This window comes from Leucobacter sp. M11, assembly GCF_035726885.1.
Taxonomy (GTDB): domain Bacteria; phylum Actinomycetota; class Actinomycetes; order Actinomycetales; family Microbacteriaceae; genus JAPFRB01.
In genome coordinates this window covers 323847-331191 of record NZ_JAPFRB010000005.1, presented here as the reverse complement: position 1 = coordinate 331191, position 7345 = coordinate 323847, and the positions used below count along the sequence as shown (strand labels likewise).

Genomic DNA, 7345 nt, shown 5'->3' with positions numbered 1-7345 from the left:
GACGATGCGTTTCGGGGCGGCCTCGAGGGTCAGCGTTCCGTCGGCGGTCTCCACCGTGCGCGGCCACGCGTCCTGGCCCGCGGATGGGCTGGTTGCTTCCTCGGCGGCGTCTCCGCCGGGTGCGCACGCGGTCAATGCCCCAGCAAACGAGACGACCGTGAGGAGCCCGAGGGCTCGGGCGAGGGCGCGTCTCTTCGGGTGAGGGCTACGGTTGATCAGCATTTTTGGCCTTTCTGGCTCTGCTTCGGGGGTCGTGTTCTTCCCCGTGGCGTTGTGCCGCGGTTTTCGAAACGGTCGGGATCACGAGCGGGGTGCCGGTGATCGGGTCTGGAATCACCAGCGCTGGCACGCCGAAGATGCGGAGCACATTGTCTGCGGTCACGACGGCGTCGGGAGTGCCGATGGCGTGAACCGATCCGTCGCGCATCGCGATGAGGTGTCCCGCGTATCGGGCCGCTTGATTGAGGTCGTGGAGCACCGCGACGATCGTTCGGCCTTCCTCCCGGTGCATGCGGCGGCACAGCTCCATGATGTCGAGTTGGTGCGCGAGATCTAAAAAGGTGGTTGGTTCGTCCAACAGGATTGTCTCGGTTTCCTGCGCCAGCACCAGGGCGAGCCACACCCGTTGGCGCTGGCCCCCGCTGAGCTCATCGACCGGGCGAGCGGCTAGTTCCGCGGTCCCGGTGAGCATGAGGGCGCGCTCGACGGCGTCGTGGTCACTGCGGCTCCACTGGCGGAAGAGGCCCTGATGGGGCGACCTGCCCCGCGCCACGAGGTCGCGGACGAGCATCCGTTCCGGGACAATGTTGCTCTGCGGGAGGAGGCCGACCCGCTTGGCGACCGCCTGCGTCGGGAGCCGGTGGATATCCCCTCCGTCTAACAGGATGGACCCCTGCGTGGGGAGGTGGAGCCGGGACAGGGCGCGCAGCAGGGTCGATTTCCCGCACGCGTTCGGCCCGACGATCACGGTGAATTCCTGCGCCGGAATGCTGACGTTCAGGCCCTGGGCCACCACGTGTTTCCCGTAGGACAGCTCCGCCTCCCGCACGCTCATCCGGGGCACCGCCGGATCTTGGCCGCGGGTCATCGGGTTCTCCTGCGCGATTGCATCAGGAGCAGGCCCATGAAGTAGAGGCCGCCGCCGGCCCCGGTGATGACCCCAACGGGAAGACTGTCGAGCATCGTTTGGCCGATCAGGTCAGCGCTGAGCAGGAGCGCTGCGCCGACGACGCCGGACAGGAACACGTTGGCTCCGCCCTGCTGGGTGAGCAGGCGCGCCAGGTGCGGGGCGATGAGCGCGACGAAGGCAATCGGGCCAGCCGCCATCGTCGCGAGGGCGACGAGCGCGGTGCCGAGGATGAGCAGGGAGATCTGGGTGCGGTTGACGGAGGTGCCGAGGGCTTGAGCGATATCCGGGCCCAGCTGGAACGAACGGAGCCCCCGGGACCGGGTCAGCACCACGAGCGTGACGAGCAGGATGCCCACGCTACACGGCACGGCAAGCGCCCAATCGGCGTTGGCGAGCGAGCCGGTCACCGCCCTCAGCGCCCCGAACGCGGTGTCCGGGTCCGCCTGCACGATGAGCCAGCGGTTCAGGGAACCGAGCATGGAGCTGAGGGCAATCCCGGCCAGGATGAGTCGGAATCCCCCGAAACCACCCCGGAGCGACAGGAGCGCAATCACCGCCCCGACGCTGAGTCCGCCCACCAGCGCCGAGATGGACACGGAGAGCAGGGTTCCGCCGAACACCAGAACGGCAAGCAAAATCCCCGTCTGCGCCCCCATCGTGAAGCCGATCAGATCGGGGCTTCCCAGGGGGTTTCGGGTGATCGCCTGGAACAGACTCCCGGCGATCCCGAGCGCCGAGCCGTCACTGATCGCGAGGATGATGCGGGGCAGTCGCCACTCGACGATGACGAGCTGCGCGGGCCCGGAACCGGTGCCCTGTAACACCTGGATGACGTCCGCGTAGGAGTACTGGCTCGCCCCGAGGCCGATCCCGACCACCGCGAGGGCGATGCAGACGCCAAGCAGGGCGAGTCCCACGCCGGAGGTCTTGCGGGGCAGGAGCACCGAGTGGCCGCGTCCCAGGCGGATCCACCAGGTCCCGGGAGGGGCAATGGAGGCCTTCTCGGTCACCGCGCATCACCCCGCAGCCGAAACACCATGAACAGCAGCACGGGGGAGCCCACGAACGCGGTGAGGAGGCCAACCTGCAGTTCCGAGGGGCGGGCCAGCAGCCTGCCCAGGATGTCTGCGCTCAAGACCAGCACCGGCCCGGCCACCGCGCTGACGGCGAGGATCCAGCCCCGCGCCGGTCCGAGCAGCCACGCGACGGCGAGCGGGACCATCAGCCCGACGAAACCGATGGGGCCGGCGATCGCGGTTGCTGAGGCGCACAGGAGCGTCAGCGCGAGAATGGACACGGCGCGCACTCGGGCCACCTTGGTGCCCAGGGCGGCCGCGATATCGTCCCCGAGCGCGATATTCGCGAGTCCCCGAGACACGATGAGCACGAGCGCGAGGCCGAGGAGCACCGGGATGACCACGTATCCCACCGTGCTATCGGAGCGCGTGAGGGCTCCCACGTCCCAGAAGCGGAAAGTGTCGAAGGCCTGGGGGTTGGTCAGCAGGATGGCCTGGATCAGCCCTCCGGCCGCGGCGGAAAACGCGACCCCCGCGAGCACCAAGCGCACGGGGGAGCCGTCCCCGGCCCAGGAGCCCACGCTGAAGACGAGAAAGGTCGCCACGAGCGCGCCGACCGCCGCGAGCAGGAACTGGGCTGGGAACGAGGTGAGGCCGCCAACGCTCGCCCCCAGCACCACGCCGAGCGCGGCCCCCGAATTCACCCCGAGCAGTCCCGGGTCGGCGAGGGGATTGCGCGTCACCGCCTGCATGACGGCCCCGGCCACGGCCAGGGACAGCCCGACGATGAACCCGATAAACGTGCGGGTGACCCGCAGCGTATTCACCACGTAGCTGTCGTAGGAGTCATCGGGGTGTTGCAGGAGCTCCCAGACCCGTCCGAGGGGAATGGCCGAGGACCCCACGAGGAGAGAGAGGACAAGGCAGCCGACGAGGGCGCAGCCGAGGAGGGCGAGCGTCGCCAGTCGACGACGCGGGGTCCGTCGCAACGGTGCCGGGGACTCAGCTTGCTGCCGGATGGGCGGGGTGACAATCATGTCCCTCTTCCTGTTTGCTCCCCAGCAGCCGGGTCGTTCGATCCGTCACGAGCGTAGCTGACCGAATCCAAAAAAGTAAGGCTATGCTTAGTTTCGTATGATGAATACCGGCAAGGAGACGTTTCGCTGATCCATTGGCGACGCTCCGTGCGGTGCCCATCTGCGTGTCCGAAGGGAAATCACCTACGAACGTGACGGCGGTGTGCCATGAACGACCGTGCTTTTCTCCCCCCGCTGCCCCGGCGCTCCAGCCCCGAGCAGCTGCGAGCGCGACTCGAGCGTCGTGCGCGGCAGGAGCCCGACCTGCTCGCGGGAATCGAGCGCGCCGGGGGCGTGCTCGTGGACGCCAGTGAGCGACCGGGTCACCGGATCGTGACGTTCCTCCGCCCGGTGTGCGACCCGGCGGAATCAGCGCTCGTGCTGATTGGCACCCTCACGCACCTGCTGCGTGAGCGGTTAGATCATTTTCTGCTCGACCGCGCGCACGTGCGCGGCGTTGCGGTGCACGCCGCGGCATTCGAACTGCCCAGTCGGTTTCGGGGCACGGTGTCCCTACTCATCCAGCCCGCCCTCGATCTCACGATCGGCGCGGACCGGGAACGTTGGCGAGCCGTCTACGGAAGAACCGTGCCGCTGAGCCGTGCCGTCGAGGTCATCCGGGCCGTGGAGGGCGGGCGGGCGACGGTACTCGCGCTCCCGGACGCGCCGGAGACGTTCCCCGCGGGCTCCGAGGCGACCGGGGCTGCGCGCCGCACCGCTCCCGAGCCCGGAGATCTCCCGCGGGTCCCCGCCGCCACGGTGCACCGCGCGAGCATTCGCTCCGCCGCGCTGGGCGTTGAGATGTCGGTGTGGGCGGCGGCGCCGCATCCCGCATACGGAGCGCCCGTCGGAGTGCTGATCTGCGCCGACGGCGACCGGCTGCAGCACGAGTATCCCGTGCTCCCTGGCCTGGACGCCCTGCACGCAAGCGGGCGGATCGCGCCGACGCTCGTCATCGGGTATGCGCCCGTGCGCCCAGCAGATCGCCCACTCGTGTTGGGCATGCACGACCGGCTGTCGGAGTTCCTCCTGGAGGAACTCCTGCCCTGGGCGGGCGCGCGAGTTCCCGTCCCCGCCGAGGCGCACCGTCGCGCGGTCGCTGGCGCGTCCCTGGGTGGTCTGGCGGCGGCGGACCTGGTCCGCCGGATCCCGGATCAGATTGCGAATGCGGCGGTTCAATCGGCGTCGTTCTGGTGGCCGATCGATCACCCCACGGAACCCGCGGGTCTGCAACTGCGGCTGTGGTCGGCTGCCGCCCCCGGGCTCGCGGGCCGCATCCGGATCTTTCATGAGGTCGGAGATACGGAGGGGGACATGGTGGTGTCGAATCGGGAGTTCCGGGACATCCTGCGCGGCGCTGGCATCGAACACCGGGCCCGGGAATATACGGGCGGTCACGATTTCGCCTGTTGGCGGGTGGGGCTCTTGGACGCGATCCAGTTCTTCTTCCCCGCGGAGTGACCGCCGCTGCGCGCCCGGGTCAGGCCAGGCCGACTGTTCGACGGCCCTGGCCGCCTGCCACCGAGACGATTCCGGCAGCCTCCTCGGCGCTCATGCCGGTCAGCTCCGCGCGAAAGCCCGGCAGCAACTCGTAGCGGCCATATCTGCCGCGCTCAGCGAAGACCGGAACCCCGGCGGACGATAACGCGTCGAAATCGCGCTGCACCGTCCGGACGGAGACCTCCAGCTCACGCGCAAGCGTGACCGCGGAGAGCCGTCCGCGTTGCCGCAGCAGCAGGATGAGGGCACCGCGGTCGCCCCCCGGGGGGCGAAGCGGCCGGTGGCAGCACCCCGGGAAACGCAAAACGGCCCGGTCACAAGGACCGGGCCGTTCTCATTCGCTGTGCGCGAGGGGGGACTTGAACCCCCACGTCCGATAAAGGACACTAGCACCTCAAGCTAGCGCGTCTGCCATTCCGCCACTCGCGCGAATGCTGTTCAGTCCTGCGTTTGTTTCTGTGTTTCTTGCGTTTTCCGAACAAGAGAAACAGTAGCACGGGACCGCTCCCGTGGAAAAATCATGCGCGAAAGCCGCGTGTGTCGCGGCGTCCGATAGCCTGAGATCATGACACTTGAACCGGGCACTGTGGCCAGCGACGACAGCATGAACCTCGACGAAACCGCGCGAATTGCGCGGGACCTGATCCGCATCGACACCACCAACTATGGGGAGGGCAACAGCAAGGGCGAGGCCGAAGCCGCCGCCTACGTCGTTGCCTTCCTCGAAAGCCTCGGCCTCGAGCCGCAGACGATCGAGTCTGCGCCCGGCCGCGCGAACGTCATCGTGCGCATCCCCGGCCAGATTCCCGAGCTGCCCGCCCTCGTCCTGCACGGCCACCTCGACGTGGTGCCCGCCGACCCCGAGAACTGGTCCGTTGACCCCTTCGGCGGCGTCGTCAAGGACGGCATGCTCTGGGGCCGCGGCGCGGTCGATATGAAAGACATGGACGCGATGATGCTCACCGCCGTCGCGGAGATCCTGCGCGCGGGGGAGCGGCCCCGCCGCGACGTGATCCTCACCTTCTTCGCGGACGAGGAGGCGGGCGGCGCGTACGGCTCGCACTACCTCGTCGAGCACCACCCCGAGTTGTTCGCGGGCGCGGGCACCGCCGTCAGCGAGGTCGGGGGCTACTCGATCGACATCGAGGGCACCCGCGCCTACCTCATCCAGACCGGCGAAAAGGGCATGCAGTGGCTGCGCCTGCGCGCCAGGGGCGTCGCCGCGCACGGCTCCCGGGTGATCGAGGACAACGCGCTCACGCACCTGGCCGAGGCGATCGCGAAGATCGGTCGGCACGACTGGCCGATTTCCCTGGGCGAGACCACGCGCGGGCTCGTGGACCGGATCGCGGAGATCCTCGGCGTCGACCCGGTCGAGGCCGACCCGGAGCAGATCATCCTGCGCACCGGCACGGGCGCGGGCTTCCTGCACGCGAGCCTGCGCAACACCACGAACCCCACCATGCTCAAGGCGGGCTACAAGCACAACGTCATCCCCGACGCCGCGGAGGCGCTCATCGACGTGCGCACCGTGCCCGGCCAGGCCGAGGAGGTGCTCGCCACGATCCGCGAGCTCGTCGGGCCGAACATCGAGATCGAGACGGTCGTGAGCGACGTCTCCCTGGAGGCGCCCTTCTCCGGGGAGATCGCGGACGCGATCCGCGCGAGCCTCGGCCGCTTCGACCCGGAGGCCGAGGTCATCCCCTACCTGCTCGCGGCGGGCACCGACAACAAGGCGCTGAGCAAGCTGGGAATTGCCGGGTACGGCTTCGCCCCGCTCCGACTCCCCGCTGAGCTGGATTTCCCGGGGATGTTCCACGGGGTCGACGAGCGCGTGCCGCTCGACGCGCTCAGCTTCGGCCACCGGGTGCTGACAGACTTCCTTCGGACGTACTAGCCTGAACGCTGGTCACGATTGCGGGCGACCCCGCGCTGAATTACGGAAAGCGAACCCCACATGGGCTTTATTGAGGCGATCATTCTCGGCATTGTGCAGGGACTGACCGAGTTTTTACCCATCTCATCGAGCGCCCATCTGCGGCTCGTTGGCGAGGTGCTCCCCGGCGGGGGTGATCCCGGAGCGGCGTTCACGGCGATCACCCAGCTGGGCACCGAGGCCGCGGTCGTGATCTTCTTCTGGAAGGACATCGTCCGGATCATCGGCAGTTGGTTCCAGCAGTTCAGCGGCAAGACCAAGCGCACCGACCCGGATGTCCTGCTCGGCTGGTGGATCATCCTCGGCAGCCTGCCGATTGTCATCCTCGGCCTGCTCTTCGAGGACCAGATCGAGACCACGTTCCGTTCCCTGTGGTTCGTGGCCTGCACCCTGATCGCCTTCGGCCTCCTGCTCGGCTTCGCCGACTGGGCGGGCAAGAAGGCGCTGACCCTGGACAAGCTCAGCTGGCAGCACGGGCTGATCTACGGCTTCGCGCAGGCGCTCGCGCTCATCCCCGGCGTGTCCCGCTCCGGCGGCACGATCACCGCCGGCCTGATGCTCGGCTACACGCGCGAGGCCGCGGCCCGGTACTCGTTCCTGCTCGCGATCCCCGCCGTCATCGGATCGGGCGGGTACCAGCTCGTGAAGACCTGGGGCGAGGTCACGGTCTTCGGCCCGGGCGAGACCC

General features: G+C 68.7%; 7 protein-coding genes, 1 tRNA gene and 1 pseudogene. 3 read left to right on the top strand and 6 right to left on the bottom strand.

Annotation, left to right across the window (positions count from 1 at the left end):
- The 4 genes and pseudogenes from OOT08_RS19235 to OOT08_RS16915 form a co-directional block, all read right to left on the bottom strand.
- Nucleotides 1-222, bottom strand: a pseudogene (locus OOT08_RS19235) (hypothetical protein); the annotation flags it as partial.
- Complete coding sequence (locus OOT08_RS16925) at nt 206-1087, bottom strand: ABC transporter ATP-binding protein (protein ID WP_325093993.1); 882 nt, start codon at nt 1085-1087, stop codon at nt 206-208. The gene OOT08_RS16925 and the pseudogene OOT08_RS19235, both read right to left, overlap by 17 nt.
- Nucleotides 1084-2139 (bottom strand): FecCD family ABC transporter permease, encoded by a 1056-nt coding sequence (locus OOT08_RS16920; RefSeq protein ID WP_325093992.1) that lies wholly within the window; start codon nt 2137-2139, stop codon nt 1084-1086. Before OOT08_RS16920 ends, OOT08_RS16925 begins: the two co-directional genes overlap by 4 nt.
- Nucleotides 2136-3182, bottom strand: coding sequence for a FecCD family ABC transporter permease (locus tag OOT08_RS16915; RefSeq protein WP_325093991.1), 1047 nt, complete (start codon nt 3180-3182; stop codon nt 2136-2138). The genes OOT08_RS16920 and OOT08_RS16915 overlap by 4 nt, the downstream gene beginning before the upstream one ends.
- 207 nt (nt 3183-3389) lie before the next feature.
- Here OOT08_RS16915 and OOT08_RS16910 point away from each other — a divergent pair, with 207 nt between their 5' ends.
- Nucleotides 3390-4682: an alpha/beta hydrolase gene (locus OOT08_RS16910; protein WP_325093990.1), complete on the top strand. Its 1293-nt coding sequence runs from the start codon at nt 3390-3392 to the stop codon at nt 4680-4682.
- Between the two features lie 19 nt (nt 4683-4701).
- On the opposite strand, the gene OOT08_RS16905 is transcribed toward OOT08_RS16910, so the two are convergent.
- On the bottom strand, nt 4702-5025 hold the full coding sequence (locus tag OOT08_RS16905) for a helix-turn-helix transcriptional regulator (RefSeq protein WP_325093989.1): 324 nt from the start codon (nt 5023-5025) through the stop codon (nt 4702-4704).
- Nucleotides 5026-5065: 40 nt separating this feature from the next.
- Nucleotides 5066-5150: transfer RNA gene (locus OOT08_RS16900), tRNA-Leu, on the bottom strand.
- A 136-nt stretch (nt 5151-5286) separates the two neighbouring features.
- On the opposite strand from OOT08_RS16900, the gene OOT08_RS16895 reads away from it, so the two are divergent.
- Nucleotides 5287-6618 (top strand): M20/M25/M40 family metallo-hydrolase, encoded by a 1332-nt coding sequence (locus OOT08_RS16895; protein WP_325093988.1) that lies wholly within the window; start codon nt 5287-5289, stop codon nt 6616-6618.
- 60 nt (nt 6619-6678) lie between these two features.
- Nucleotides 6679-7345 (top strand): undecaprenyl-diphosphatase UppP (gene uppP, locus OOT08_RS16890; RefSeq protein WP_325093987.1); only part of this gene is annotated, 667 nt, incomplete at its 3' end.